26 protein-coding genes and 1 riboswitch are annotated in these 26,065 nt (G+C 71.0%); of the genes, 19 read left to right on the forward strand and 7 right to left on the reverse strand.

Features of this window, described 5'->3' with window-relative positions:
• The first annotated feature begins 758 nt into the window (after positions 1 to 758).
• From ACFVWY_RS32480 to ACFVWY_RS32495, 4 genes are all read left to right on the forward strand, one after another.
• On the forward strand, positions 759 to 1,085 hold the full coding sequence (locus ACFVWY_RS32480) for a hypothetical protein (RefSeq protein ID WP_389878496.1): 327 nt from the start codon (positions 759 to 761) through the stop codon (positions 1,083 to 1,085).
• 947 nt (positions 1,086 to 2,032) lie between these two features.
• A complete protein-coding gene (locus tag ACFVWY_RS32485) occupies positions 2,033 to 3,313 on the forward strand; it encodes a cytochrome P450 (protein WP_389878497.1) in 1,281 nt (426 codons plus the stop codon).
• A gap of 188 nt (positions 3,314 to 3,501) precedes the next feature.
• Positions 3,502 to 3,642, forward strand: a complete 141-nt coding sequence (locus ACFVWY_RS32490) for a hypothetical protein (RefSeq protein WP_389878498.1) — start codon at positions 3,502 to 3,504, stop codon at positions 3,640 to 3,642.
• A 147-nt stretch (positions 3,643 to 3,789) separates the two neighbouring features.
• On the forward strand, positions 3,790 to 4,074 hold the full coding sequence (locus ACFVWY_RS32495) for a hypothetical protein (protein ID WP_389878499.1): 285 nt from the start codon (positions 3,790 to 3,792) through the stop codon (positions 4,072 to 4,074).
• 105 nt (positions 4,075 to 4,179) lie between these two features.
• Here the strand turns inward: ACFVWY_RS32495 and ACFVWY_RS32500 are convergent, their stop codons facing one another.
• The 4 genes from ACFVWY_RS32500 to gcvT all read right to left on the reverse strand — a co-directional run bounded on the left by ACFVWY_RS32500 (position 4,180) and on the right by gcvT (position 8,654).
• A complete protein-coding gene (locus tag ACFVWY_RS32500) occupies positions 4,180 to 5,562 on the reverse strand; it encodes an L-serine ammonia-lyase (protein WP_389878500.1) in 1,383 nt (460 codons plus the stop codon).
• Positions 5,563 to 5,686: 124 nt separating this feature from the next.
• On the reverse strand, positions 5,687 to 6,946 hold the full coding sequence (gene glyA / locus ACFVWY_RS32505; RefSeq protein WP_389878501.1) for a serine hydroxymethyltransferase: 1,260 nt from the start codon (positions 6,944 to 6,946) through the stop codon (positions 5,687 to 5,689).
• Positions 6,947 to 6,968: 22 nt separating this feature from the next.
• Entirely contained in the window at positions 6,969 to 7,346 is a 378-nt protein-coding gene (gcvH, locus tag ACFVWY_RS32510) for a glycine cleavage system protein GcvH (RefSeq protein WP_389878502.1), read from the reverse strand.
• 192 nt (positions 7,347 to 7,538) lie between these two features.
• The gene (gene gcvT, locus ACFVWY_RS32515; protein WP_389878503.1) at positions 7,539 to 8,654 is read right to left on the reverse strand and encodes a glycine cleavage system aminomethyltransferase GcvT; all 1,116 of its coding nucleotides are present in this window, start codon (positions 8,652 to 8,654) and stop codon (positions 7,539 to 7,541) included.
• A gap of 140 nt (positions 8,655 to 8,794) precedes the next feature.
• Positions 8,795 to 8,892, reverse strand: a riboswitch (glycine riboswitch).
• A 163-nt stretch (positions 8,893 to 9,055) separates the two neighbouring features.
• Here gcvT and ACFVWY_RS32520 point away from each other — a divergent pair.
• From ACFVWY_RS32520 to ACFVWY_RS32565, 10 genes are all read left to right on the forward strand, one after another.
• Positions 9,056 to 9,751: an AAA family ATPase gene (locus ACFVWY_RS32520; RefSeq protein ID WP_389878504.1), complete on the forward strand. Its 696-nt coding sequence runs from the start codon at positions 9,056 to 9,058 to the stop codon at positions 9,749 to 9,751.
• Positions 9,752 to 9,804: 53 nt separating this feature from the next.
• The gene (locus tag ACFVWY_RS32525; protein ID WP_389878505.1) at positions 9,805 to 10,575 is read left to right on the forward strand and encodes an enhanced serine sensitivity protein SseB; all 771 of its coding nucleotides are present in this window, start codon (positions 9,805 to 9,807) and stop codon (positions 10,573 to 10,575) included.
• 224 nt (positions 10,576 to 10,799) lie between these two features.
• The gene (locus ACFVWY_RS32530) at positions 10,800 to 11,579 is read left to right on the forward strand and encodes an enhanced serine sensitivity protein SseB C-terminal domain-containing protein (protein WP_389878506.1); all 780 of its coding nucleotides are present in this window, start codon (positions 10,800 to 10,802) and stop codon (positions 11,577 to 11,579) included.
• Between the two features lie 532 nt (positions 11,580 to 12,111).
• Positions 12,112 to 13,116 (forward strand): ABC transporter permease, encoded by a 1,005-nt coding sequence (locus tag ACFVWY_RS32535; protein ID WP_389878507.1) that lies wholly within the window; start codon positions 12,112 to 12,114, stop codon positions 13,114 to 13,116.
• A 95-nt stretch (positions 13,117 to 13,211) separates the two neighbouring features.
• On the forward strand, positions 13,212 to 14,981 hold the full coding sequence (locus ACFVWY_RS32540; RefSeq protein WP_389878508.1) for an ABC transporter substrate-binding protein: 1,770 nt from the start codon (positions 13,212 to 13,214) through the stop codon (positions 14,979 to 14,981).
• A gap of 143 nt (positions 14,982 to 15,124) precedes the next feature.
• On the forward strand, positions 15,125 to 16,126 hold the full coding sequence (locus ACFVWY_RS32545) for an ABC transporter permease (RefSeq protein WP_389878509.1): 1,002 nt from the start codon (positions 15,125 to 15,127) through the stop codon (positions 16,124 to 16,126).
• Positions 16,123 to 17,223 (forward strand): ABC transporter ATP-binding protein, encoded by a 1,101-nt coding sequence (locus ACFVWY_RS32550; protein WP_389878510.1) that lies wholly within the window; start codon positions 16,123 to 16,125, stop codon positions 17,221 to 17,223. The genes ACFVWY_RS32545 and ACFVWY_RS32550 overlap by 4 nt, the downstream gene beginning before the upstream one ends.
• Before the next feature lie 41 nt (positions 17,224 to 17,264).
• Positions 17,265 to 18,350, forward strand: a complete 1,086-nt coding sequence (locus ACFVWY_RS32555) for an ABC transporter ATP-binding protein (protein WP_389878544.1) — start codon at positions 17,265 to 17,267, stop codon at positions 18,348 to 18,350.
• 18 nt (positions 18,351 to 18,368) lie between these two features.
• The gene (locus ACFVWY_RS32560; protein WP_389878511.1) at positions 18,369 to 19,040 is read left to right on the forward strand and encodes a trimeric intracellular cation channel family protein; all 672 of its coding nucleotides are present in this window, start codon (positions 18,369 to 18,371) and stop codon (positions 19,038 to 19,040) included.
• A gap of 133 nt (positions 19,041 to 19,173) precedes the next feature.
• Positions 19,174 to 20,058: a thioesterase family protein gene (locus ACFVWY_RS32565; RefSeq protein ID WP_389878513.1), complete on the forward strand. Its 885-nt coding sequence runs from the start codon at positions 19,174 to 19,176 to the stop codon at positions 20,056 to 20,058.
• Here ACFVWY_RS32565 and ACFVWY_RS32570 read toward each other — a convergent pair.
• Positions 20,031 to 20,729 (reverse strand): TetR family transcriptional regulator, encoded by a 699-nt coding sequence (locus ACFVWY_RS32570; RefSeq protein ID WP_389878514.1) that lies wholly within the window; start codon positions 20,727 to 20,729, stop codon positions 20,031 to 20,033. The genes ACFVWY_RS32565 and ACFVWY_RS32570 overlap by 28 nt on opposite strands.
• Before the next feature lie 117 nt (positions 20,730 to 20,846).
• On the opposite strand from ACFVWY_RS32570, the gene ACFVWY_RS32575 reads away from it, so the two are divergent.
• The 3 genes from ACFVWY_RS32575 (at position 20,847) to ACFVWY_RS32585 (ending at position 22,603) form a co-directional block, all read left to right on the forward strand.
• Positions 20,847 to 21,008, forward strand: a complete 162-nt coding sequence (locus ACFVWY_RS32575; RefSeq protein WP_389878515.1) for a hypothetical protein — start codon at positions 20,847 to 20,849, stop codon at positions 21,006 to 21,008.
• A 24-nt stretch (positions 21,009 to 21,032) separates the two neighbouring features.
• Positions 21,033 to 21,335 carry a DUF4190 domain-containing protein gene (locus ACFVWY_RS32580; protein WP_389878545.1) on the forward strand — a complete coding sequence of 101 codons (303 nt, stop codon included), beginning with the start codon at positions 21,033 to 21,035 and terminating at the stop codon, positions 21,333 to 21,335.
• Between the two features lie 98 nt (positions 21,336 to 21,433).
• On the forward strand, positions 21,434 to 22,603 hold the full coding sequence (locus tag ACFVWY_RS32585) for a cysteine desulfurase family protein (RefSeq protein WP_389878516.1): 1,170 nt from the start codon (positions 21,434 to 21,436) through the stop codon (positions 22,601 to 22,603).
• Positions 22,604 to 22,606: 3 nt separating this feature from the next.
• Here the strand turns inward: ACFVWY_RS32585 and ACFVWY_RS32590 are convergent, their stop codons facing one another.
• Positions 22,607 to 23,284 carry an N-acetylmuramoyl-L-alanine amidase gene (locus tag ACFVWY_RS32590; protein ID WP_389878546.1) on the reverse strand — a complete coding sequence of 226 codons (678 nt, stop codon included), beginning with the start codon at positions 23,282 to 23,284 and terminating at the stop codon, positions 22,607 to 22,609.
• 61 nt (positions 23,285 to 23,345) lie between these two features.
• On the opposite strand from ACFVWY_RS32590, the gene mnmA reads away from it, so the two are divergent.
• The gene (gene mnmA / locus ACFVWY_RS32595) at positions 23,346 to 24,476 is read left to right on the forward strand and encodes a tRNA 2-thiouridine(34) synthase MnmA (protein ID WP_389878517.1); all 1,131 of its coding nucleotides are present in this window, start codon (positions 23,346 to 23,348) and stop codon (positions 24,474 to 24,476) included.
• A gap of 76 nt (positions 24,477 to 24,552) precedes the next feature.
• Here mnmA and ACFVWY_RS32600 read toward each other — a convergent pair whose 3' ends face one another.
• Positions 24,553 to 25,353 carry an alpha/beta fold hydrolase gene (locus ACFVWY_RS32600; protein WP_389878518.1) on the reverse strand — a complete coding sequence of 267 codons (801 nt, stop codon included), beginning with the start codon at positions 25,351 to 25,353 and terminating at the stop codon, positions 24,553 to 24,555.
• 158 nt (positions 25,354 to 25,511) lie between these two features.
• On the opposite strand from ACFVWY_RS32600, the gene ACFVWY_RS32605 reads away from it, so the two are divergent.
• A complete protein-coding gene (locus ACFVWY_RS32605) occupies positions 25,512 to 26,051 on the forward strand; it encodes a TIGR00730 family Rossman fold protein (RefSeq protein WP_389878519.1) in 540 nt (179 codons plus the stop codon).
• Positions 26,052 to 26,065: the final 14 nt, after the last annotated feature.

The following is a 26,065-nucleotide window of genomic DNA, read 5'->3' on the forward strand; positions in this document are numbered from 1 at the left end:
GAACGGCTCTTGAACGAGTCGAACGCCACCCGCCCCGCACCGTGGAACTTCCCCTCCAACGGCGCCGCCGCCTGCACCAGCTGACGGATCAGCGTTCCCAGGTCATCACTCGACCCACGCGACTTCGACGACAGCGTCGTCAGAACCTGCGACCCCATATCGAACTTCATCCAGTCCCCCTACCGAGCCCGATCAAACAAACGTACTACGCATGCCTATCAACTCCGGGGGCGCTGAGGCAATCGAGGCCGTCGGGGCTGTGGACAGGCTGTGACATGCCCACCGCGGCAGCGCAGGGTCAACGAGGTGCGGAAACGAAGCGCTTGACCGGACGGCCGTGCGCGGGAGCCCTCCCGGCGCGACCGGGCTCCCGGGGATCTTCCGCGGATCTTCACACCGCGCACAGACAGCGGGCGGCAGGAGCCGTGCCGGTGCTGGTCTCGATGCCGGTGTCGGGCGGTCGCGGGAGCGCGGCCGAGCCGCGGGATGAACTCCCGCTCGCTCCCGCGCGACTGGGCGTCCCCGGTACCGGGCACCGGGCGCCGACGTGACCGGGCGGACCGGTCCGCCGCCGGAGCGATGCGGCAGACGGCCGTGCGGCCGTGCGCGCTGCCCGGCCGCCGGGAGAGGCCGGTGACGAACGCGTTCTCGGCGCGTGCAAGGTTCGTAACAAAGGTTCCTCTCCATATCGACCCGACGCGGCGCCCGGTTACGCTCGCCCCGCATATTCGAACTAGCGGAAATGAAAGGAAATTGAATTGAGAAAGACAGCAATAGCGTTCGCCGTATCAGTGATGGCCGTGACCGGCTTCATGTCAACTGCGGGCTCAGCAGCGGCGGTGGACTCTGAAACCCGCTGGGGCTGCAAGGCGAAGTACACGGCCCTGGACGCGGACCAGGGCGGTGGCACCGGGTATTCGTCCTGCCCGCAGCTTCCGTCCAACCGCCGCCATGCGGTCGGTCTCTACTGCAACGGCAAACATGCCGGAATCGGCCCCTGGGTAAAGGCTGGAAAGCTCTCCACTAATCATTGTCCCGGTGGAGTGAAGGCCACGGCCGCCTACGTGAGAACCATTACCGTGTAGGTGCTGCCGAGAACCGCTGACCCAGAGGCAGGCGCCGACGTCGGCGCCTGCCTCTGCCGTTGGGCGATCGGCAGGTCATGCCGTGACGCCGGACAGCACGGGGCCACCGCGCCGTGGCGGGTCCGGCCTGTACCTGGCTCGGCGCTGCTGACCGACCCGAATACTCCCGGCCGTCCCACCCGCGGTGGTGCCGAACTCACGGATCCGCCCCGCTGATACGCGCGGATCGAACCGCGGGCCACCGCTGGACACGCTGCGGATTCCCTGAGAGCCCGCGGGCCGCCCCGATCCTGGGAGAGGCTGGGCGGTACGAGGCCGCTGGCCACCGTGAGGGAGGCGGTGGCCCGCGCCCACGGGGCCGCACGGCGCATGCGCTCACGCGTCAGCGTGGTGCGCGAACGCGCGTGGACGAAGGCCGCTTTCCGGACCGTCCCGGTCGACGGCCCGCAGCCGTCCGGGAATGGCCTCCAGCGATCCGCTGTTCATCCGACATCCACCCCGGATCGCCGCCCCCGCACCGCCGACAGGCTACTGTCCCCTGCTCGCGCCCGTCGCGTGCCCGAAGCCGCGCCCCGCCGCCGGCCGGTTCCGGTCGTCGCGCCGGGCCGGAACCAGCGCTCGGCGTCAGGAAACGCCGCCCGTACGTCGGTCCGGCCGGGGCGGAGGGACTCAAGGGCAGGGACGAAACGGACACCGGGTGCGTGAACGGGGCACGTACGCACGGCAGCCGGACCGCTCCGGTACCGCAGAGGCACCGCCCGTTCACGCTCTGGGTCAGAATGCCGTGCGGCGAAAGCAGGGCCGTTATGGCCATCGAGCGCATCCCGACCTGCCGTTCGTACGTCCTTATCCATGTCCGCACGCGTTTTCCGTTTCCGATTTCCCCATCCGTTCTTCCTCCGTCCGTACCCGGTGCACGGGGCGCACGACAACCACTGGAGTGCAGATTGACTACGACGTTCCGCTCCCGTATCACCGCCCGGATCGGGCGCGGCTACCTGTCCCGTATCCAGAAGTACGGGATCGGGTCCTCCACGGTCCGGCTGCTCCCCGACGACCTGCTGATGATGCTGCGCAGGGACGGGCTCGACCCGGTGGACAAGCTCGCCAGGACCCGGGCGAAGCGGCCCGTGCACAAGGTCTCGCTGCCGTTCGGAATGGACGCCTGGGTGGTCACCGGCTACCAGGAGTCGAAGGCCGTCCTCGGTTCGGCGGACGGCTTCAGCACCGACTTCGCCCATCTCGCGACGAACGCGGGGGTGGCCGCCGAACAGAGCCCCGGCGGGCTCGGCTTCAGCGACCCGCCGGTGCACACCCGGCTGCGCCGCATCCTGACCCCGGAGTTCACGATGCGCCGGCTGCGGCGGCTGGCGCCCAGGATCGACGCCATCGTGGCGGAGCGGCTCGCCGCGATGGAGTCCGCGCCGGGCCCGGTCGACCTGGTGAAGGAGTTCGCGCTGCCTATCCCGTCGCTCACGATATGCGAGCTGCTGGGCGTGCCCTACGAGGACCGTGCGGACTTCCAGCAGCTCGCCATGGACCGCTTCGACCTCTTCGCCAGCCCCACCGCCCCGTTCGGCGCGATGTCGGAGTCGATGGAGTACTTCCGGGGTGTGGTCCGGGCCCAGCGGCGCAATCCGGGGGACGGGCTCCTGGGCATGATCGTGCGGGAGCACGGCGACGACATCGGCGACGACGAACTCGCGGGCCTCGCCGACGGGGTGCTCACCGGCGGCTTCGAGACCACCGCCAGCACGATCGCGCTCGGCTCGCTCGTACTGCTCCAGAACGCGGACGCGCGGGAGCGGATGCGGACCGACGACGCGGTGGCCGCTCCGTTCGTCGAGGAGGCGCTGCGCTACACCTCCGCGGTGCAGATCGCCTTCCCGCGGTTCGCCCGCCGGGACATCGAGATCGGCGGCGTGGTGATCCCCGAGGGCGACATGGTGCTCTGCTCGCTGAGCGGTGCCAACCGCGACGCCGGGTACGTCACGGACGACGGCCGCTTCGATCTGGACCGCGTCACCTCGGCTGGCCACCTCGCCTTCGGCCACGGCATCCACCGCTGCGTCGGCGCCGAACTGGCCCGCATGGAACTGCGCGTCGCCTACCCGGCCCTGGTCCGGCGCTTCCCGGCGATGCGGCTCGCCGTCCCGGCGCAGAACCTCGCCTTCCGCAAACTCTCCATCGTGTACGGCATCGAGGCGCTGCCCGTGCACCTGCGCTGAGGGACCGGCGGTGCGACGACCACGCCAGCCACGGTCACGAGCACGACGAGAGCCTCCCCGGCGGGCGTCCGCCGGAGGGCCCTCGGCGCGCGCGATCCCCTCCGGGGCAGGTCTTCGCCTCCCCGGCCGATGACCGGCACCGCACGGACCGTGTGCGCATGGCGACCGCGGGATGACAGAGCCGGGGCATGGGCAGTGATGAGGCGGGCGTGACGGGGTCGGTCCCCGGCTTCGCCCGGGAGCGGTGGGGCGTCGCGCTGGGCGGAACGTTCCCGGCACGGTTCGCGGAGCCGGGATGGAGCTATGAGGCGGAGCCGGGATGGAGCTAGGAGAAGGAAGTGGACCGGCGCTGACCGCGATGCGACGGCGCGCCGCACGCTCTGCGCAGACCGTATGAGTCCCAGGGCCGCACCTATCAGTACTCGGCGCTCGTCTGCCCCGGTTGCCCGGCCGCCCTCGCCCTCGCGGATCTCGGGGTGAAACGGGACGACCAGCTGGGCGGTGGCGCCGTGGCGCGCGAGGCGGCGCGGGCGGCCCCGGCCGTCAGCGTCCCGGCGTCCGGCCGCGCCCGCGGGGCCCGGCGCCTGTGGAACGGGGCGGCCACGGCCTCGTCCTCCGCCCACGGTGAGGAGACCACGCTGCCCCTTCCGCCCGCCGGACCGGCCGACCCGTCGGCGGGGCGCAGCGGTGCGGCGGTCTTCACCCGTGGCGACCGGGTGGCCTCGGGCTGGCTCGGCGCGTACGCGGCGGCGGGTTCCTGACCCCCGCTCCAGGGGGCCAGGCCCGTCCGGAACTGTCCCCGCACCGGCGGGAACGGCTGTGGACGTGCGGCGAAGAGGGTCACACGCGGGTGAGGTCCGGGGCCCTCAGCACTCGATGATGTTCACCGCGAGCCCGCCGCGCGCGGTCTCCTTGTACTTCACGCTCATGTCGGCGCCGGTCTCCTTCATGGTCTTGATGACCTTGTCGAGGGAGACCTTGTGGCTGCCGTCGCCGCGCAGCGCCATCTTCGCCGCCGTGACGGCCTTGACCGCGGCCATGCCGTTGCGTTCGATGCACGGGATCTGGACGAGACCGCCGACCGGGTCGCAGGTCAGGCCCAGGTTGTGCTCCATGCCGATCTCGGCCGCGTTCTCCACCTGCTCGGCGCTGCCGCCGAGCACCTCCGCGAGGGCCCCGGCCGCCATGGAGCAGGCGGAGCCGACCTCGCCCTGACAGCCGACCTCGGCGCCCGAGATGGAGGCGTTCTCCTTGAAGAGCATGCCGATGGCCCCGGCCGCCAGGAGGAAGCGGACGACGCCGTCCTCCTTCTCCGCCTCGGTGGCGCCGCCCGCCGCGAAGTTCATGTAGTAGTGCAGCACCGCCGGGATGATGCCCGCGGCGCCGTTGGTGGGCGCGGTGACGACCCGGCCGCCCGCCGCGTTCTCCTCGTTGACCGCCATCGCGTAGAGGGTGATCCACTCCATCGCGTGGGTCTGCGGGTCGCCCTCGGCGCGCAGCTGGCGGGCGGTGGTCGCGGCGCGGCGGCGGACCTTGAGGCCGCCGGGGAGGATGCCCTCGCGGGACATGCCGCGCGAGACACAGGCCTGCATGACGCGCCAGATGTCCAGCAGACCGGAGCGGATCTCGTCCTCGGTGCGCCAGGCCTTCTCGTTCTCCAGCATCAGCGAGGAGATGGACAGGCCGGTCTCCCTGGAGAGCCGCAGCAGCTCGTCCCCGGTGCGGAAGGGGTGCGTGAGTACGGTGTCGTCGAGGACGATCCGGTCCTCGCCCACCGCGTCCTCGTCGACGACGAAGCCGCCGCCGACCGAGTAGTAGGTCTTCTCCAGGAGCAGGGCGCCCTCGTGGCCGTAGGCGTGGATGCTCATGCCGTTGGCGTGGTACGGGAGGGCCTTGCGGCGGTGCAGGATCAGCTGCTCGTCGGCGTCGAAGCCGATCTCGTGCATGCCGAGGAGGTTGATCCGGCCGGTGGCGCGGATGCGCTCCACCCGTTCGTCGGCCGACTCGACGTCCACCGTGCGGGGCGATTCGCCCTCCAGCCCGAGCAGGACCGCCTTCGGCGTGCCGTGGCCGTGGCCGGTCGCGCCGAGTGAACCGTACAGCTCGGCACGTATCGAGGCGGTGTGGGCGATCAGGCCCTCGTTCTTGAGCCGGCGAGCGAACATACGGGCGGCGCGCATCGGGCCGACCGTATGGGAGCTGGACGGGCCGATGCCGATCGAGAACAGGTCGAAGACCGAGATGGCCACGGGGACTCCTCAGGGGCTGGTAGACGTCGTTGTCTGCCGGTGGTGCGGTGGGACAAGGACGGGGGCACCGCGCTCACGACACGTGCGCGCGGTGCCCCGCCCCCGATGATGACGAACCGCGTCCCTAGCCGAGGCCGGGGTACAGCGGGTACTTCTCGGCCAGCGCGACGACACGGGCCTTCAGCGCGTCCGCGTCGTAGGACGGCTTGAGCGCGGCGGCGATGATCTCCGCGACCTCGGTGAAGTCCTCGGTCAGGAAACCGCGGGTCGCCAGGGCGGGCGTGCCGATCCGCAGACCCGAGGTGACCATCGGCGGGCGCGGGTCGTTCGGAACGGCGTTCCGGTTGACCGTGATGCCGATCTCGTGGAGCCGGTCCTCGGCCTGCTGGCCGTCCAGCTCGGAGTCGCGCAGGTCGACCAGGACCAGGTGCACGTCCGTGCCGCCGGACAGCACGGAGACACCGGCCTCGGTGACGTCCGGCTGCACCAGGCGCTCGGCGAGGATGCGGGCGCCGTCCAGGGTGCGCTGCTGGCGCTCCTTGAACTCCTCGGACGCGGCGACCTTGAAGGAGACCGCCTTGGCCGCGATCACGTGCTCCAGCGGACCGCCCTGCTGACCCGGGAAGACCGCGGAGTTGATCTTCTTGGCCAGCTCCTGCGTCGACAGGATGACACCGCCGCGCGGACCGCCGAGGGTCTTGTGCGTGGTGGTCGTGACGACATGGGCGTGCGGCACCGGGTTGGGGTGCAGGCCCGCGGCCACCAGGCCCGCGAAGTGGGCCATGTCGACCATCAGGTACGCGCCGACCTCGTCCGCGATCCGGCGGAAGGCGGCGAAGTCCAGCTGGCGCGGGTACGCGGACCAGCCGGCGACGATCAGCTTCGGCTTGGACTCCTTGGCGAGCCGCTCCACCTCGGCCATGTCCACGACACCGGTCTCGTCGACGTGGTACGGGACCACGTTGTAGAGCTTGCCGGAGAAGTTGATCTTCATGCCGTGGGTCAGGTGACCGCCGTGGGCCAGGTTCAGGCCCATGATCGTGTCGCCCGGCTTGAGCAGCGCGAACATCGCGGCGGCGTTGGCCTGCGCACCGGAGTGCGGCTGGACGTTCGCGGCCTCGGCGCCGAAGAGCGCCTTGATCCGGTCGATGGCGATCTGCTCGACGACATCGACGTGCTCGCAGCCGCCGTAGTAGCGGCGGCCGGGGTAGCCCTCGGCGTACTTGTTGGTGAGGACGGAGCCCTGGGCCTCCATGACCGCGACCGGAGCGAAGTTCTCCGAGGCGATCATCTCGAGGGTGGACTGCTGACGGTGGAGCTCGGCGTCGACAGCGGCGGCGACGTCCGGGTCCAGCTCGTGGAGGGAGGAGTTGAGAAGCGACATCAGGTGGTCCCTTGGGGTCTCTTTAGTTGCCGGAGAACTCGGTGTACTCGTCAGCGGAGAGCAGGTCCCCCGGCTCCTCCGCGACACGTACCTTGAACAGCCAGCCGCCCTCGAAAGGAGCGGTGTTCACCAGCGACGGGTCGTCCACGACGTCCTGGTTCGCCTCGGTGACCTCACCGGTCACCGGCGAGTACAGGTCGCTCACGGACTTGGTGGACTCCAGCTCGCCGCAGGTCTCGCCCGCGGTCACCGTGTCACCGACCGCGGGGAGCTGGGCGTAGACGACGTCACCGAGAGCGTTCGCCGCGAATTCGGTGATGCCGATCGTGGCCACGCCGTCCTCGACGGCCGACAGCCACTCGTGCTCCTTGCTGTACCGCAGCTGCTGGGGGTTGCTCATGACCTGAATTCTCCTGTACGCGGGGGAGTGCTGATGAACGGTGGTCTTACGGTGTGAGACGCGACTACGTCACTTCTGCGACGCGGACGCGGCCTTTCTTCCGGGTGCCGGTGCCGGATCCCGGGGACGCCGGTGTGCCTTACGGCGCCTGACGTCGCTTCCGGGCCCGGACGTTGCTTCCGGCGCCCGACGTCACTTCTGGCGCTTGTAGAACGGCAGCGCCACGACCTCGTACGGCTCGTGGCTGCCCCGGATGTCCACGGCGACGCCCTCGGTGCCGGGCGTGGCGTGCGCGGCGTCGACGTAGGCCATGGCGATCGGCTTGCCCAGGGTGGGAGAGGGGGCGCCGGAGGTGACCTCGCCGACGACCTCGCCGCCGACGGTCACGGGGAAGCCGGCGCGCGGCACCCGGCGGCCCTCGGCGACCAGCCCGACCAGCTTGCGCGGCGGGGCGGTCTCGGCGCGCTCGGCGGCGGCCTCCAGGGCCTTGCGGCCGACGAAGTCGCCCTCCTTCTCGAACTTCACGACCCGGCCGAGACCGGCGTCGAACGGGGTCAGCGCGGTGGTCAGCTCGTGCCCGTACAGCGGCATGCCCGCCTCCAGGCGCAGCGTGTCGCGGCAGGACAGCCCGCACGGGACCAGGCCGCGCCCGGCGCCCGCCTCGGTCAGCGCCTTCCACAGCTGCTCGGCGTGCTCGGGGGCGACGAACAGCTCGAAGCCGTCCTCACCGGTGTACCCGGTACGGGCGATCAGCGCGGGAACCCCGGCGACCGTGCCCGGCAGGCCGGCGTAGTACTTCAGACCGTCCAGGTCGGCGTCGGTGACCGAGGCCAGGATCGCGGAGGACTCCGGGCCCTGGACGGCGAGCAGCGCGTACGCGGCGCGGTCGTCGCGCACCTCGACGGCGAAGCCCCCGGCCCGCGCGGTCAGCGCGTCCAGCACGGTCTGGGCGTTGCCCGCGTTGGCCACGACCATGTACTCGCTCTCTCCGAGCCGGTACACGATCAGGTCGTCCAGGATGCCGCCGTCCTCGGCGCAGATCATCGTGTAGCGGGCGCGGCCCACGGCGACGGTGCCGATGTTGCCGACCAGGGCGAAGTTCAGGAACGCCGCCGCCCCGGCGCCGGTGACGGTGATCTCGCCCATGTGCGACAGGTCGAAGAGCCCGGCCCGGGTGCGCACCGCGTGGTGCTCGTCGCGCTCACTGGCGTACCGCAGGGGCATGTCCCAGCCCGCGAAGTCGGTCATGGTCGCGCCCAGCGAACGGTGCAGGGCATCGAGGGCGGTGAGGCGGGGTGCGGTGCTCATGAGTGTGACTCCCGGAACATGACGACATGGACGAACCCTCCCCATCTGTCATCGGAACCTGAGAGGTTCGCCGAGAGCCCCGGAAGGGTTCGGCTTGCACCTTGGGTGGAGCCGCGAAGCGGCCCGCTTTTCAGATCTGCCTCATCCACGCGGTACGGGGCCTGAGAGATTCAAGGGAGGAACTTGCTCCTTCGGCGCCCGGCACGGACAGTGACCGGAACTCTCCCGCGCGGATTCAAGCGGCCTTTATGCAGTTGGCCGGGTCATCATCGCACGCATCGCGTCGGAATGGTCCCCCGGTCCCCCGGTGGAAATAACCGGCGCGGGCGGTTGTATCGCATTACCTTTTCTTTACACTTCATGGGCAGGGGGTTGGGGTGAGCCGACCATGGGGGAGGGCGATGACGTTGCAGCGGTACGCGACGACCGCGGGGGTCGCGCACGGCGCGGTGGCCGCGCGGTCCGGGGCTCCGGCGCGGGAGGCGTCCGGCGGGCTCGCGCCCGTCGTGCGGGATCTGCGCGAACGGGCCGGGCGCAGCCCGCGAGGGCTGCACTTCGCCGCGGGGGACGTGGTGGTGGTCTCCGGGCTTCCCGGCAGCGGGAAGTCCACGCTGATCCGGCGGGTGGTGAGGACGGCCCACGCCATCGACTCGCAGGACACCCGGGACCGCTGGGCGCGGGTCATGCCCCGCTTACTTCCCTACGCCCTCTACCGCCCGCTGGTCCGCGTCGCCCACTACTGGGGGCTGTGGCGGGTGCTGCGATCCGGGGAGTCGGCCGTCGTCCACGACTGCGGAACCCAGGCGTGGGTCCGCGGCTGGCTGGCGCGGTCCGTCCGGCGCCGGGGCGGGCTCCTGCACCTCGTGCTGCTCGACGTCAGCCCGCAGACCGCCCGGGAGGGCCAGCGCGAGCGCGGGCGCGGGGTGTCCGCGTACGCCTTCGCCCGGCACCGCAGAGCGGTGGGCCGGCTGCTGGCGGCGACGGCCGACGGCGTGCTCCCGGCCGGCTGCGCCTCGGCGGTACTGCTGGACCGGGAGGCGGCGGGGCGGCTCGGGCGGATCGCCTTCACGGCCGGGCGGCCCGGGGCCGGGCGCTAACCTTCTGCGCGGAAGCGCGGAAGCGTGGGTGAGAAGGGGAAGCAGGGGAAGCAGTGGACATTCCGGCGCAGGCCCAGGCGCATCCGCAGAGCGGGTGGCCGGCCAATGAGCTCGAAGAGGTGCTGATGGCCTCGGTGGGCAACCCGGAGGCGGGCGGACGCCTCGTCGAGGTGCTCGGCCGCAGCCAGGTCTGGGTGCCGCTGCCCAACGGCGGCGGACCCGACTCCCCGTCCCTCGACCTGCCCACGCTGGAGCTCGACGGCGCCGCGTACGTCCCCGTCTTCAGCTCCGAGCAGCAGTTCCTCGCCTGCGTCGGCGGCCCCATGTCCTTCACGGTCGCGCCCGCCCGCGAATTCGCCCGCGGCCTGCCGCCCCAGCTCGGCATCGTGGTGAACCCGGGCGGCGCGGTCGGGATGCCGCTGCCGTCGCCCGCCGTCGCCGAGCTCTGCCGGATCGGCCGCACCCCGCTGGACGGCCCGGCCAGTGGCGGCCGGGTCCGGCTGTACGAGCCGGACTGGCAGGAGGAGCCCGTCGACTTCCTCGCCGCGGCGGCCGGGGAGTTCGAGGAGAGCGGCGTCGTGCTCTCCGCCCGCCGGGCGCTGGCCAGCATCGAGGGCGGCGAGCCCGTTCTCTTCGTCGGCGTGGAGTTCTCCACCTGGGAGGGCGCGGGGCGCAACGCCCCGATGGACGCCCTGGGCCGCGCCCTGGGCCGGGTCGCGGTGCCCTGGCCGGTCAACCTGGTGCTGCTCGATGTCGCCCAGGACCCAGTCGGCGACTGGATGCGCGAGAAGGTCCGGCCGTTCTACCAGCGGGCAGGCCAGTAGACGGCCGGTAGACGCCCGCCGGACGGGCCGCCGGACGGTCCGCTCAGGGGTGTCATGTACGTTTCCGGCCGTGCCGGAGCCGGGTGCCGCCGCGGACCATGGCGTCAAGTCGGTGTCATGACCGGCGCATAAGCTGGTTTCATGGCGGGTGCCTCGGCACCGGCCGCGCCCGTGTGCCCGGGAGCGGCCGACCGGCACAGTGGATCGAAGAGGGGCGGGACCAGGTGAGTGCGTCAGGCACCGCGGCGGCCGGGCAGGTCGAGCACATGCTGCGCCAAGTGACGCCCGGACGCTACGACGCGTACGAGGCGCTGCTCCAGGCCCTCGCCCACGGCCGGATCTGGATGCTGCTGTGGCAGGGCCAGGCCGGATCGCCCGACGCGCAGTACGGGAACATGGAGGTCGACGGCCTCGGCTACGCCCCCTGCGTGACCTCCGCCCAGGAGCTCTCCGCCAGCGGCTGGAACCGCGCCCACGAACTGGTCGACGGCCTGGACATCGCCCGCGCCCTCTTCCCCGACCGCTGGGGCATCTGGCTCAACCCGCACGCCCCCGGCGGCGGCATCGGCATCCCCTGGCTGGACCTGCGCCGGATCGCCACGGGCCTTGACCGGATGCCCGCGGGGCCGCTGCGCCTGACCGAGCCGGCCATCGAGATCCCGCAGTTCTACGCCCTGCTCACGCAGAACGCCCACCGCACTCCCGCGGTCCGCTCGCTGCGCCGCGCCTGGGTGCAGCCCGCGCTCGGCGCCCCGTACCTCACGATCGGGCTCGACCTCTACGACACCGGCCCGTCCTCGGTGGACGCGGCGCGCACGATGATGCAGCAGTCGATCTCCGCCGTCCCGGACGGGCTGCCCGTCTCCACCGTCGCGATGTCCGACGACTACGACCCGGTCGCGATGTGGCTGCGCGCCAACGCCCGCCCGTTCTACGACCGCGAGGCGCACGCCCCGGTGGCTCCCGCCGCGGGATACGGCTACCCGCCGCAGTCCACGTACTGAGACCCGCCGCGCCCCGCGCACTGATACCCGCCGCAGTGCACGCACTGATGCCCGCCTCGGGCCGCGCACTGATGCCCGCCGCGGGCCGCGTACAGGCGAAAACGCCCCGAAGGCGAAGAAAACCGGAATGGCACGTTACGTTTCCAGATTTCCGCAACGTGCGCATAAGACGCCAACTCCTCATGATCTGATGCGTGTTCACCCCCATCCGGGCCCATCGGGCCTTCAATGTCCGGGAATTGCGCACTGCGCACCCCTGGTGACGATTGCGCCGTGATTCTGCGCGACTGCCCCCTTACGCCTCAACTGACCAGTGTTCGGCGGTCGTTCGCCCGCGTCCGGATAACGGAACACCCAGGACCGCATCACGGTTAGGCATCCATTCGCCTGCCGGTATGGCTCCCTGTAGTGACGGCAATGAAGACTCCCGCAGCAAGGGCGTCTTGCCGCTCCGCGTACGACTGACTGATCCGCGCCGCCACAGCGGCCAGTTCGGCCCGGCCACCGCCGGTTGAGAGGGGTCCTTGCCACGATGACGGCACCACTGCACGAGCCGACCAAGGAAGCGGATCCGGACGCGGTCGGCGGCCTTGCGGTCGACTCCGGGGCGAAGAAGGTCGAGGGACGGTCGCTCAAGCAGATCGCCTGGAGCCGTCTGAAGCAGGACAAGGTCGCGCTGGCCGGCGGCATCACCGTCCTCGTCCTCGTTCTGGTGGCAATCTTCGCGCCGCTGATCGTCAGCCTGTTCGGACACCCGCCGAACGAGTTCCACCAGGACATGCTCGATCCGCTGACCAACCTCCCCCAGGGCAGCCTCGGCGGGGTCAGCGGCGACTACCTCTTCGGCGTCGAGCCGAACAAGGGCCGCGACATCTTCAGCCGGATCGTCTACGGCGCCCGGATCTCCCTGCTGGTGGCCTTCCTGGCGGCGCTGGTCGCCGTCGCGCTCGGAACCCTGTTCGGGATCATCGCCGGATACTTCGGCGGCTGGGTGGACGCGGTGATCAGCCGGGTCATGGACGTGCTGCTGTCGTTCCCGCAGCTGCTCTTCATCATCTCCCTGGTGTCGGTGCTCCCCGACGACCTGCTCGGCCTCACCGGCAGCGGCGTACGCATCGCCGTGCTCATCGCCGTCATCGGCTTCTTCGGCTGGCCCTACGTGGGCCGCATCGTCCGCGGCCAGACGCTCTCGATGCGGGAACGGGAGTACGTGGAAGCGGCCCGCAGCCTCGGCGGCGGACGGACCTACATCCTCTTCCGCGAGCTCCTGCCGAACCTGGTGGCGCCGATCACCGTCTACGCGACGCTGATGATCCCCACCAACATCCTCACCGAAGCCGCGCTCAGCTTCCTCGGCGCCGGTGTCCGCCCGCCCACCGCCTCCTGGGGCGGCATGCTCCGAGACGCGCTGGAAACGTACGAGCACGACCCGATGTTCATGGTCTTCCCCGGCGTGACGATCTTCATCACCGTGCTGGCCTTCAATCTCTTCGGGGACGGGCTGCGCGACGCCCTGGACCCCAAGGGAACCCGATAGCCCACGATTTGCCCCTGCCGCATCGTCAGGTGGCTCTTCCCATGGTTCTTTGGCAAGCAACTGCCTGGGACCGCGATCTCGGAGGTTGCGAGAAAATGTCCACAGTCACCTCGAAACGACGGCTCACCGCGGGTGCGGCCCTCGTGGTCGCGGCGCTGATGACCACCTCGGCGTGCGGCGGCGGCGACAGCGAAGGCGGCGGCAAGTCGAAGGGCGCCGGTTACAACGCGGCGTTCAACAAGGTCGCCAACCCGTCCGCCAAGAAGGGCGGGACGCTGAAGTTCGTCGGCAAGCAGGACCTCGACTCCGCCGACCCCCAGCGTGCCTACTACGGCATGGCCTGGGACTTCATGCGCTTCTACACCCGTCAGCTGGTCAGCTACGACACCAAGCCGGGCGAGGCGTCCACCAAGCTGGTCGGCGACCTGGCCACCGGCCCCGGTGAGATCACGGACGGCGGCAAGACCTACACGTACAAGCTGCGTGACGGCCTGACCTGGGAGGACGGCTCCAAGCTGACCTCCAAGGACGTCAAGTACGGCATCGAGCGCATCTGGGCGACGGACACCATCACCGGTGGCCCGCAGTACCTCATGCAGACGCTGGACCCCAAGGGCGAGTACAAGGGCCCCTACAAGGACAAGTCCGCGGACAAGCTCGGCCTGAAGGCGATCGAGACGCCGGACGACAACACCATCGTCTTCAAGCTGCCCAAGCCCAACGGTGACTTCGAGCAGTTCCTCGCCATGCCGTCCGGCACGCCCGTGAAGGCGGACAAGGACACCGGCACGAAGTACACCCAGCGCCCGTTCTCCTCCGGCCCGTACAAGTTCGAGTCGTACAAGCCGGGCAAGAGCATCGTGCTCGTCCGCAACGACAAGTGGCAGAAGTCCTCGGACCCGCTGCGTGCCGCGCTGCCGGACAAGATCACCGTGACGATCTCCGCCAACCTGGAGGAGAACGACAAGAAGCTGATGGCGGGCGACTACGACGTCGACCTCAACGGCACCGGCATGACCCAGTCCGGCCGCGTCACCGCCGTCCAGGACCACAAGGACAGCGTCGACAACATGCAGACGTCCTTCGTCCGCTACGTCGCGCTGGTCCACACCGCGAAGCCGTTCGACAACGTCCACTGCCGCAAGGCCGTCTTCTACGCGACGGACTTCGCCGGTCTCCAGCAGACCCGCGGTGGCGAGCTCGCGGGCGGTGCGATCGCCAACAGCACCCTGCCGGCCTCCATCAAGGGCCACAGCGACTACGACCCGTACGGCGTCCTCGCCCGCAAGGGCAAGCCGGACCTGGCCAAGGCCAAGGACGAGCTGAAGCAGTGCAACCAGCCGAACGGCTTCTCCACCAAGCTCAGCGCCCGTAACAATAACCCGGGCGAGGTCGACACCGCCGAGGCGCTCCAGGAGCAGCTCGGCAAGGTCGGCATCAAGGTCGAGGTGGACCCGATCGACGGCGCCGAGTCGTCCAGCATCACCGGCTCGCCGTCCGTCGTGAAGAAGCGCGGCTACGGCATGACGATGAGCGGCTGGGGCCCGGACTTCCCGTCCGGCCAGGGCTTCGGCCAGCCGCTGTGGGACAGCCGCTTCCTCGCGGAGACCGGCAACTACAACGAGTCGCAGCTGAACGACCCGAAGATCGACGGGCTCTTCGACAAGGCGATCGCGGAGACCGACCCGGTCAAGGCCGGTGAGGTCTACAAGGAGCTCGACAAGCGGATCCTCGACCAGGCCGACTGGATGCCCTTCATCTACGAGAAGAACATCACCTGGCGCGGCAGCCGTCTGACGAACGCCTACATGTCCGACGCGTACAACGGCCGTTACGACTACGTCTCGCTCGGCGTCGTCAAGTAGTCGCTTCAGCCGACAGCATTCGCAGTCAACGCGGTTGACTGCACCTCCGCCGCCGAAACCCGCCAGTCCGAAGGGCAGGTGATGGCCGGGGCGGTGGCCGGGAGCCCCGCAAGGGGTTCCCGGCCACCGCCGGGCCGCGCACAGTGCTTGCTTATCTCATCCGGCGCCTGTTCGCCGTAGTCATCATGGTGCTCGTCGTACTGCTCGCGACGTTCACCATCTTCTTCATGCTGCCCAAGTGGGCGGGTCAGGACGTCGCAGTCCTCTTCGCCGGCAAGGCCACAGGGGCCGAGCAGCTCCAGGGCATCCGGATCAAACTGGGTCTCGACGACCCGCTCCTCGTCCAGTTCTGGGAGTTCGTCAAGGGCATCCCGATGGGTCGCGACTACGCGAACGGTGCCGACGTCACCCACTGCGCCGCGCCCTGCTTCGGCTACTCCTTCCGTACCGAGGTCCCGGTGTGGACCACCCTGAAGGACGCGCTGCCCGTCACCGGCGCGCTCGCCGCGGGCGCCTGTGTCCTGTGGCTCCTCGGCGGTGTCGCCACCGGCGTGGTCTCGGCGCTGCGGCGCGGCACCATCTGGGACCGGGCCGCGATGACCACGGCGCTGGCCGGTGTCTCGCTGCCGATCTTCTTCACCGGCATGGTCGCCATGGGCCTGTTCGTGCACACCTTCGGCTGGGTGCGCCTGGCCGACAACCTCTCCACCGACGACGGCATCGGCGTCTGGTTCCAGACCCTGATCCTGCCGTGGATCGTGCTCGCCTTCCTGAACGCCGCGATGTACGCCCGGCTCACCCGGGCCACCATGCTGGAAGTGCTCGGCGAGGACTACATCCGTACCGCCCGCGCCAAGGGTCTCGGCGAGGGCACCGTCATCACCCGGCACGCCCTGCGCTCCGCGATGACGCCGATCCTCACCGTCTTCGGCCTCGACATCGGCGTGCTCCTCGGGGGCGCCGTGCTCACCGAGTCCACGTTCAACCTGCCCGGTCTCGGGCTCGCCGCGGTCCAGGCGATCAGCAGCAAGGACCTGCCGGTGATTCTCGGCGTCACCCTGTTCGCGGCCCTCGCGATCGCGGTCGCCAACCTCGTCGTCGACATCATGTACGCCGTCATCGACCCGCGAGTGAGGCTGGGATGACCGAACCGAACAAGAGCGGTGCCGCGCTGGGCGAACCCACGCAGGCCGGCTCGCCCGCCCCCACCGCCTTCCTTGAGGTGCGCGACCTCAAGGTGCACTTCCCGACCGACGACGGCGTGGTCAAGTCCGTCGACGGGCTCAGCTTCCAGCTGGAGAAGGGCAAGACCCTCGGCATCGTCGGCGAGTCCGGCTCCGGCAAGTCCGTCACCTCGCTCGGCATCATGGGCCTGCACACCACCGGCCAGTACGGCAAGCGCAAGGCCCGGGTCTCCGGCGAGATCTGGCTGGACGGCAGGGAACTGCTCTCCGCCGACCCGGACGAGGTGCGCAAGCTGCGCGGCCGCGACATGGCCATGATCTTCCAGGACCCGCTGTCCGCGCTGCACCCGTACTACACGATCGGCAAGCAGATCGTGGAGGCGTACCGGGTCCACCACGACGTCGACAAGAAGACCGCCCGCAAGCGGGCCGTCGAGATGCTCGACCGGGTGGGCATCCCGCAGCCCGACAAGCGCGTCGACAGCTACCCGCACGAGTTCTCCGGCGGAATGCGCCAGCGCGCGATGATCGCCATGTCGCTGGTCAACAACCCCGAACTGCTGATCGCCGACGAGCCGACGACCGCACTGGACGTGACCGTCCAGGCGCAGATCCTCGACCTGATCCGGGACCTGCAGAAGGAGTTCGGCTCCGCGGTCATCATCATCACCCACGACCTGGGCGTGGTCGCCGAACTGGCCGACGACCTCCTGGTCATGTACGGCGGACGCTGTGTGGAGCGCGGACCGGCCGAGAAGGTGTTCTACGAGCCCCGGCACCCCTACACGTGGGGGCTGCTGGGCTCCATGCCGCGCCTCGACCGCGAGCAGACCGACCGGCTCATCCCGGTCAAGGGCTCCCCGCCGTCGCTCATCAACATCCCGTCCGGCTGCGCCTTCAACCCGCGCTGCACGTACGCGGACGTGCCCAAGGACGACGTCACCCGCACCGTACGGCCCGAGCTCCAGGAGGTCGGGAGCCGGCACTGGGCGGCCTGCCACATGTCGCAGGAGCAGCGGGAGCGTATCTGGACCGAAGAGATTGCGCCCAAGCTGTGAGCGAGGACAAGGCCGTGACGAGCGAGGACAAGGGCGCGGACGTGCCCGCGCAGAGGTCCGCCGGAACCGTTGCCCCGGCCGACGGCACCGCCTCCCGCGAGGTGCTGCTCAGGGTGACCGGGCTGCGGAAGCACTTCCCGATCAAGAAGGGGATGCTCCAGCGCACCACCAGTGCCGTGAAGGCGGTCGACGGGATCGACTTCGAGGTGCGCTCGGGCGAGACCCTGGGCGTCGTCGGGGAGTCCGGCTGCGGGAAGTCGACGATGGGCCGCCTGATCACCCGGCTGCTCGAACCCACCGCGGGAAACATCGAGTTCGAGGGCAGGGACATCACGCACCTCGGCGTGGGCGGCATGCGCCCGATGCGCCGGGACATGCAGATGATCTTCCAGGACCCGTACTCCTCGCTGAACCCCCGGCACACGATCGGCACGATCGTCGGCGCCCCCTTCAAGCTCCAGGGCGTCACGCCCGAGGGCGGTGTGAAGAAGGAGGTGCAGCGGCTGCTGGAGGTCGTGGGCCTCAACCCGGAGCACTACAACCGCTACCCGCACGAGTTCTCCGGCGGCCAGCGCCAGCGCATCGGGATCGCCCGCGCGCTCGCGCTCAAGCCCAAGCTGGTCGTGGCGGACGAACCGGTCTCCGCGCTGGACGTGTCGATCCAGGCGCAGGTGGTGAACCTGCTCGACGACCTCCAGACCGAACTGGGCCTCACCTACGTGATCATTGCCCACGACCTGTCGGTGGTCCGGCACGTCTCGGACCGGATCGCGGTGATGTACCTGGGCAAGATCGTGGAGCTGGCCGACCGGGAGTCGCTCTACAAGGCGCCCATGCACCCGTACACCAAGGCGCTGCTCTCCGCGGTCCCGATCCCGGACCCGAGGCGCCGTTCGGCCAAGAGCGAGCGCATCCTGCTCAAGGGGGACGTCCCCTCGCCGATCTCGCCGCCCAGCGGCTGCCGCTTCCACACGCGGTGCTGGAAGGCCACCGAGGTCTGCACGACGCAGGAACCGCCGCTGGCCGCGCTGAGGACCGGGCACCAGGTGGCCTGCCACCACCCGGAGGAGCAGCCGGCCGCCACCGCCGCCTCGCCCGGTACGCCGGAGGACAGCACGAAGGAGTAGTACCGGCACAATTGCCCGGTGCTCAACGAACTGTTCACGCCCTCCGTCCAGCATGCGCTCGACATCGTCGGAATCTTCGTCTTCGCGATCTCCGGCGCTCTGCTCGCCGTACGCAAGAACTTCGATGTCTTCGGCATCGCGGTCCTCGCCGAGGCGACCGCGCTGGGCGGGGGGCTGTTCCGTGACCTCGTCATCGGGGCGGTCCCGCCCGCCGCGTTCACCGATCTCGGCTACTTCACCACCCCGCTGCTCGCCGCGGCGCTGGTGTTCTTCCTCCATCCGCAGGTCGAGCGCATCCAGGTGGGCGTCAACGTCTTCGACGCGGCGGGCCTCGGCCTGTTCTGCGTCACGGGCACGGTCAAGGCGTACGACTACGGACTCGGCCTCACCGCGTCGGCGGCGCTCGGGCTCGCCACCGCGGTCGGCGGCGGTGTGCTGCGCGACGTACTGGCCAACGAGGTGCCCTCGCTGCTGCGCTGGGACCGCGACCTGTACGCGGTGCCCGCGGTCGCCGGTGCCGTGATGACCGTCCTGTGCATCCGCTTCGGCGCGCTGAACGCCGTCACCAGCGGCACCGCCGTGATCGCGGCCTTCGCGCTGCGGCTGCTGTCGATGCGCTACCACTGGCGGGCCCCGCGCGCCTACAACCGGAAGTCCGCCACGGCCGAGGAGAGCTCCGCGACCGCCTGAGCCGGTCGGCGCGGACCGCTGCGACCACGGTGATCCGCTTGGCTGCTGCTGCGACCGCCGCCACCCGTGTGACCCGTGTGAGGCGCATCAAAAAGCTACCGCTCAGTAATGCAATCGGTGTACGGTGCGGGGCATGGCACAGGCAACAGAGCAGGCGGCGCACCCCGGACCGGCGGCCGCCGGGAACCCGGCGACCATCGGCGACAGCGAGTTCGACCGCGACACCGCCGTCACCCTTCGCGAGGAGGGCGTCTACGACGCCGAACTCTCCGCGGGCTGGACGATCATCCACGCCGTCAACGGCGGCTACCTGCTCGCCATGCTCGGCCGTGCGCTGGGCCAGGCCCTGCCGCACCCCGACCCGTTCTCGGTCTCCGCGCACTACCTCACCGCGTCCGTCCCGGGCCCCGCGGTGATCCGGACCCAGGTCGTCCGTACCGGCCGCACCCTCTCCACCGGCCAGGCGTCCCTCTTCCAGTACGCGCAGGACGGCACCGAGGTCGAGCGCATCCGGGTCGTCGCCACCTACGGTGACCTGGACGCGCTGGCCGACGAGGTCCGCACCACGGCGAAGCCGCCGGCCATCCCGCCGCTGGAGCACTGCCTCGGCGCGAACGACGGCCCGGCCATGATCCCCGGCAGCTCCGCCATCACCGGCCGCCTCGACATCAGGCTCGACCCGGCGACGGCCGGCTGGGCGGTGGGCGCGCCCTCGGGCAAGGGCGAGATGCGCGGCTGGTTCGGCCTCGCCGACGGCCGCGACGCCGACGCGCTCTCGCTGCTGCTCACCGTGGACGCGCTGCCGCCCACCTCCTTCGAGCTGGGCCTCAAGGGCTGGACGCCCACCATCGAGCTCACCACCCACATCCGCTGCCGCCCGGCCCCGGGCCCGCTCCGGGTCTCCATCACCACCCGCAACCTCGCGGGCGGCTTCCTGGAGGAGGACGCGGAGGTCTGGGACAGCGCGGACCGCCTGGTCGCCCAGTCCCGTCAGCTTGCCCGCGCCCCGCGTTCCTGACGCTCCTCGGCGTGCCCGCCCGGTGAGTCCTCCCGGGCGGGCCGCCGGTCCTCGTCGTCCAGCCAGTGCGCCCGGCCGAGGGTGACCAGTCTGAGCCGGCGGCGGGCCACCTCGGCCACCTCCCGCTCGCCGTCGGGCCCCGCGTCCAGTAGTGACGAGGCGATGACCACCATGTGGTCGACGTAGAAGCCGCCCAGCATCAGCAGGTCCTCGCCGCTCCACCCCCGGGACTGCGGCTCCTCGGCGAGCGCCGCCGCCACCTCCTTCGCGAACCGCCGCAGCTCGGCCGCGATGGCTTCCCGCACCGGGCCCACCCCGCCGTGCTGCTCGCGCGCGATGAAGCGGAAGTGGGCGGGCTGCTCCGCGACGTGGCGCAGTATCAGCCCGATGCCACGCCCCAGGCGCTCCTCGCTGTCCCCGCTCTCGGCGAGGACCGCGCCGATCATCCCGTGCAGGCTGCCCAGCGCCTCCTCGACGAGCGCCACGCCGAGCGCCGCGGTGTCGGCGAAATGCCGGTAGAACGCGGTGGGCGTGACGCCCGCGGCCCGGGTCACCTCCCGCAGGCCGAGGCTGCTGAGGCTCTGGTGCTCCAGGAGGCCGAGCGCCGCGTCCAGCAGGGCCTGACGGGTTCTCATCTTCTGCGCCAGACGCGTGCCGGTGGTGTGACTCATGCCATTGAGTAAACAACTGTTCTCCGGAGCGGGGAAGCCCCGCACGGGTCTAGACTGAGCAGTCAGTGAACAGTCGTACTCTCAAGTGCTCGTGGAGAGCCCGCGGAAAGGCTGAACATGGTCGTCCTCGTTGCCGTACTGCTTCTGTTCGGGGTCGTGCTCGGAGCGGTGGCCCAGATTCCGCTGCCCCTGAGCTTCGCGCTCGCCGCCGCGATCGGCTGCTGGCTGCTCGTCTTCGCCGTACGGGAGAGGGCCGGGGCGCAGCGCCGTTCCCGCTGACCGCCCGGCCGTCCTCCGCCGCAGATCCGAAGGAGCCCGCACCATGACGCTCACGCACCGGTCCGCCGCTCCGAGGCGGGGGGCGGGCCCGCCCGGGACGCCGACGCGCTGGCCGTCGCCTCCTTCGTGCTCGGGCTCGTCGGCCTGCTGGTGATGAACGTCCTGCTCGGCCCGGCCGCGATCGGCATGGCGCTCGTCGCCCTGTCCCGCGCCACCTCGCGGCGCGGCCGTGCCTGGCTCGGCCTCGTTCTCGGGGTCGCCGATCTCGTCGTGCTGGCCTGTCTGATGACCGGCTCGGGCGCCGTGTCCTGGGGCTTCACCGGCTGACCGGGCCGCCGGTCCCGCGGGCGCGCGCGGCGCGAGCGGGCCGAGTCGCGGTGCGCCCGCCATACGCCCCGCCCGGGGCTCGTAGAATCGAGCTCACCATGGCTTACCTCGACCACGCCGCGACCACGCCGATGCTTCCGGAAGCGATCGAGGCGATGACCGCCCAGCTCGCCGTCACCGGCAACGCGTCCTCACTGCACGCCGCCGGGCGCCGGGCCCGCCGTACCGTCGAGGAGTCGCGGGAGACCCTCGCCGAAGCCCTCGGCGCGCGCCCCAGCGAGGTGGTCTTCACCTCGGGCGGCACCGAGGCCGACAACCTCGCCGTGAAGGGCCTGTACTGGGCCCGACGCGACGCCGACCCGCGCCGTACCCGGGTGCTGGCCAGCCCGGTCGAGCACCACGCGGTGCTGGACGCCGTCGACTGGCTCGCCGGGCACGAGGGCGCGCACGTCGAGTACCTCCCGGTCGACCGGCACGGACGCGTCCACCCGGACGTGCTGCGCGAGGCGGTCCTGCGTGACCCCTCCGATGTCGCGCTGATCACCGTGATGTGGGCCAACAATGAGATCGGCACCGTCCTTCCGGTTCACGAACTGGCCGCAGTGGCCCAGGAGTTCGACGTGCCCATGCACGCGGACGCGGTGCAGGCCGTCGGGCAGCTGGAGGTCGATTTCGCCGCTTCCGGGCTGGCCGCCATGACCGTCAGCGCGCACAAGATCGGCGGACCGTTCGGCATCGGCGCGCTGCTGCTCGGCCGCGAGCACACCCCCGTGCCCGTGCTCCACGGCGGCGGCCAGGAACGGCACGTCCGCTCGGGCACGCTCGACGTGCCCGCCGTCGCCTCCTTCGCCGTCGCCGGGCGGCTGGCCGCCGAACGGCGCGAGGACTTCGCCCGCGAGATCGGCGGACTCCGCGACGGCCTGGCGGACGCCGTGCTGGCGGCCGTGCCCGACGCGATCCTCGGCGGCGACCCGGCCCCCGGCGGCCGGCTCCCCGCCAACGCCCACTTCACCTTCCCGGGCTGCGAGGGCGACTCCCTGCTCCTGCTGCTGGACGCCCAGGGCATCGAGTGCTCCACCGGCTCCGCCTGCACCGCGGGGATCGCCCAGCCGAGCCACGTGCTCCTGGCCACCGGCACCGATCCGGACCTGGCCCGCGGCACCCTGCGCTTCTCGCTCGGCCACACCTCCACCAGGGAGGACGTCGACCACGTGGCCCGCGCGATCGGACCGGCCGTGGAGCGGGCCCGGACAGCCGGGCTCAGCTGACCGTCAGCGCGTGCCCGCCGCCCGGACCAGCTTCAGGTAGCGGGCCCAGTCCCAGTGCTCGCCCGGGTCGGTGTGGTCGGCGCCGGGCACCTCGGCGTGCCCGATGATGTGCGTGCGGTCCACGGGTATCCCGTACCGCGCGCAGACCGCCGCCGTGAGCCGGGCCGAGGCCCCGTACATCTGCGCCGTGAAGTCCTGCGGGCGGTCCACGAAGCCCTCGTGCTCGATGCCCACACTGCGCTCGTTGTACGACCGGTTGCCCGCGTGGAACGCCACGTCCAGCTCACGGATCATCTGGGTCACCCGGCCGTCGGCGCGCACCACGTAATGCGCCGCCGCCCCGTGCGCCGGGTCCTGGAAGACCTTCACGGCGCTCGCGTAGCTGCCCTGGGTGACATGGAGGACGACCCGGTCGATCGTGTAGTCGTCGGGGCGGTCGGCCCGCCGCCAGTTCGCCGGGGAGGCCTCTATCCAGCGGGCCCGGCCGTAGTCCACCTCGCCGGGCCTGCGGGGCTTCTCCACCCCGGGCAGCCGCCACCAGGCGCGCTCCAGATCGTCCCGCGCCAGCACCGCCGCGCCCACGGCCGTGGCGGCGGCGCCGATCAGCAGCCCGCGGCGGCCGATGCCGCGCCCGGACTTCCCGCCGCCGCTCCCGGCATCCGATGTCCCCTTGCTCCCCATGTGATCCACAACGCATATCGGAGAGCGTTCGGTTCCCGGCGCCCCGTACTCTGGTGGAGCTATGACTGAGACTTCCCAGCGCCCCCTCCGCGTGCTCGCCGCCATGTCGGGCGGTGTCGACTCCGCCGTCGCCGCGGCCCGTGCCGCCGAGGCGGGGCACGACGTGACGGGTGTGCACCTCGCCCTCTCCGCCAACCCGCAGTCCTTCCGTACCGGGGCACGCGGCTGTTGCACGATCGAGGACTCGCGCGACGCCCGCCGTGCCGCGGACGTGATCGGTATCCCGTTCTACGTCTGGGACCTGGCGGAACGGTTCCGCGAGGACGTCGTGGACGACTTCGTCGCCGAGTACGAGGCGGGCCGCACGCCCAATCCCTGCCTGCGCTGCAACGAGAAGATCAAGTTCGCCGCGCTCCTCGACAAGGCACTCGCCCTCGGCTTCGACGCCGTGTGCACCGGCCACTACGCCACGGTCGTGCTGAACACGGACGGCAGCCGCGAGCTGCACCGTGCCTCGGACATGGCCAAGGACCAGTCCTACGTCCTCGGTGTCCTGGACGAGAAGCAGCTCGCCCACGCGATGTTCCCGCTCGGCGACACCCTCACCACCAAGGACGAGATCCGCGCCGAGGCCGAACGGCGTGGGCTCGCCGTCGCCAAGAAGCCCGACAGCCACGACATCTGCTTCATCGCCGACGGTGACACCCAGGGCTTCCTGGCGAGCCGGCTCGGCACCGCCGAGGGCGACATCGTCGACGAGTCCGGCACGAAGGTCGGCAGCCACGAGGGCGCGTACGGCTTCACCATCGGCCAGCGCAAGGGACTGCGCATCGGCCACCCCGCGCCCGACGGCAAGCCGCGCTACGTCCTGGACATCTCCCCGGTGGACAACACCGTGACGGTCGGCCCGGCCGAGTCCCTCGACGTCACCGCGCTCACCGCCATCAAGCCCCGCTGGTGCGGCACCGCCCCGTCCGGACCCGGCGCCTACACCGCCCAGCTCCGCGCCCACGGCGGCGAGACCGGGGTCACCGCCGAGCTGCTCGACGGCACCCTGCACGTCACCTTCACCGAGCCGGTCCGCGGCGTGGCCCCGGGCCAGGCGGTCGTGCTCTACGACGGCACCCGGGTGGTCGGCTCCGCGACGATCGCCACGACGGCCCGCCGCCAGAAGGCGGCCGTCTCCGGCTGACCCGGGCGTACCCCGCCGCGCGCGCTCGCGTCCGACCCCCGTACGGGCGGGAGCGCGCGGCGGCGGAGCCGCGGTCTCAGCAGGCCCGGCGGGCGTACAGGTCCCGCGCGAAGAACTCCGCGAGGACCGGGGCCACGGCCTGCGGCGCCAGGTCGCGGGTCTGGCCGGTCAGGGTGCGGTGCCGGGCACGGGGCAGGGCGTCGGCCAGGGCGCGGGTGGACATCCGCGCCGGGGTCGGGCTGAAGCCGCCGCAGATCACCAGCGTGCGCGCGGTGACGGCGGCGAACCGCCCGGCGGGGATCGAGCCGTCGCCGAGCAGCGCGTCGTCGTACGCCAGGGTGTGGGCCATCGCGACCAGGCCGCTCCACAGCGGGGCGCGGCGCATCCGGGCGATCAGGTCGGCCGGTACCCCCGTCACGGACAGGTACAGCTCGACGGCTCCCGCGCGGTCCCCGCCGCTCAGCAGCTGATGCAGCCGGGAGGTGCAGCACGCCTTGTAGCGCAGACCCGCGGCGCCCGGGGTGTACGGCGGCTCGTACACCGCCAGCAGGTCCATGGGAACCCCGGCCGCCTGCGCCTCCAGGGAGAGCGCCCCACCGGCTCCCACCCCGAACACCGAGGCCTCGCCGCCGACCGAGGCGATGAGCGCCGCCAGGTCCTCGATCTCGCGCTCCCGCGCGTAGGGACCGCTGTCGCCACTGGCACCCCGGCCGCGCCGGTCGTACGTCACGACGTGGAAACGCGGCGCGAGCAGGCGCGCGAGCGGTGCCTCGGTCGCCGCCGTACCCAACGAGCCGCCGACCAGGACCACCGGCGGGCCTTCGCCCCGGTGCCGGTACGCGATCAAGGTGCCGTCGCGGGAGAGAATCTTGTCCATACGAGGGTGGACCGCCGGTCCCCGGGAAACTCATCGCTCCCGCCCAAGTTTTTTTGAGATTCCATGAACCAGCAGGTCAGGGCTTTGGAACGGGTACTGATGGCCGGTCGGGGGCAGCGGGTGCACCGGCTGTCAGCGGTGGCGCCTACGGTGGTCGCATGAAGATCTGTGTCTTTCTCTCCGCCGCCGACCTCGATGAGCGCTACACCCAGCCCGCCCGTGAATTCGCCGAGCTGCTCGGCAGAGGCGGGCACACCCTCGTCTGGGGCGGCTCGGAGAGCGGGCTGATGAAGGTCGTCGCCGACGGCGTCCAGGAAGCGGGCGGGCGGCTGGTGGGGGTCTCCGTCGACTTCCTCGCCGCGTCGGCGCGCACCAACGCGGACGAGATGGTGATCGCCCGCGATCTCGCCGAGCGCAAGGCGCTGCTCCTGGAGAAGGCGGACGCGGTCGTGATCATGGTGGGCGGCACCGGGACGCTCGACGAGGCGACCGAGATCCTGGAGCTGAAGAAGCACGGCAAGCACGCCAAGCCGGTCGTCCTGCTCAACACCGCGGGCTTCTACGACGGGCTGCGCCAGCAGTTCCAGCGGATGGAGGACGAGGGCTTCCTGCCCGTGCCCCTCACCGAGCTGGTGTTCTTCGCCAAGGACGGGGTGGGCGCTCTGGCCTATCTGGAGGAGTGGTCCGGCCTGCAGTGACGGGGCGGCGGGGT

Source organism: Streptomyces sp. NPDC058195 (genome assembly GCF_042883525.1).
Taxonomy (GTDB): Bacteria; Actinomycetota; Actinomycetes; order Streptomycetales; family Streptomycetaceae; genus Streptomyces.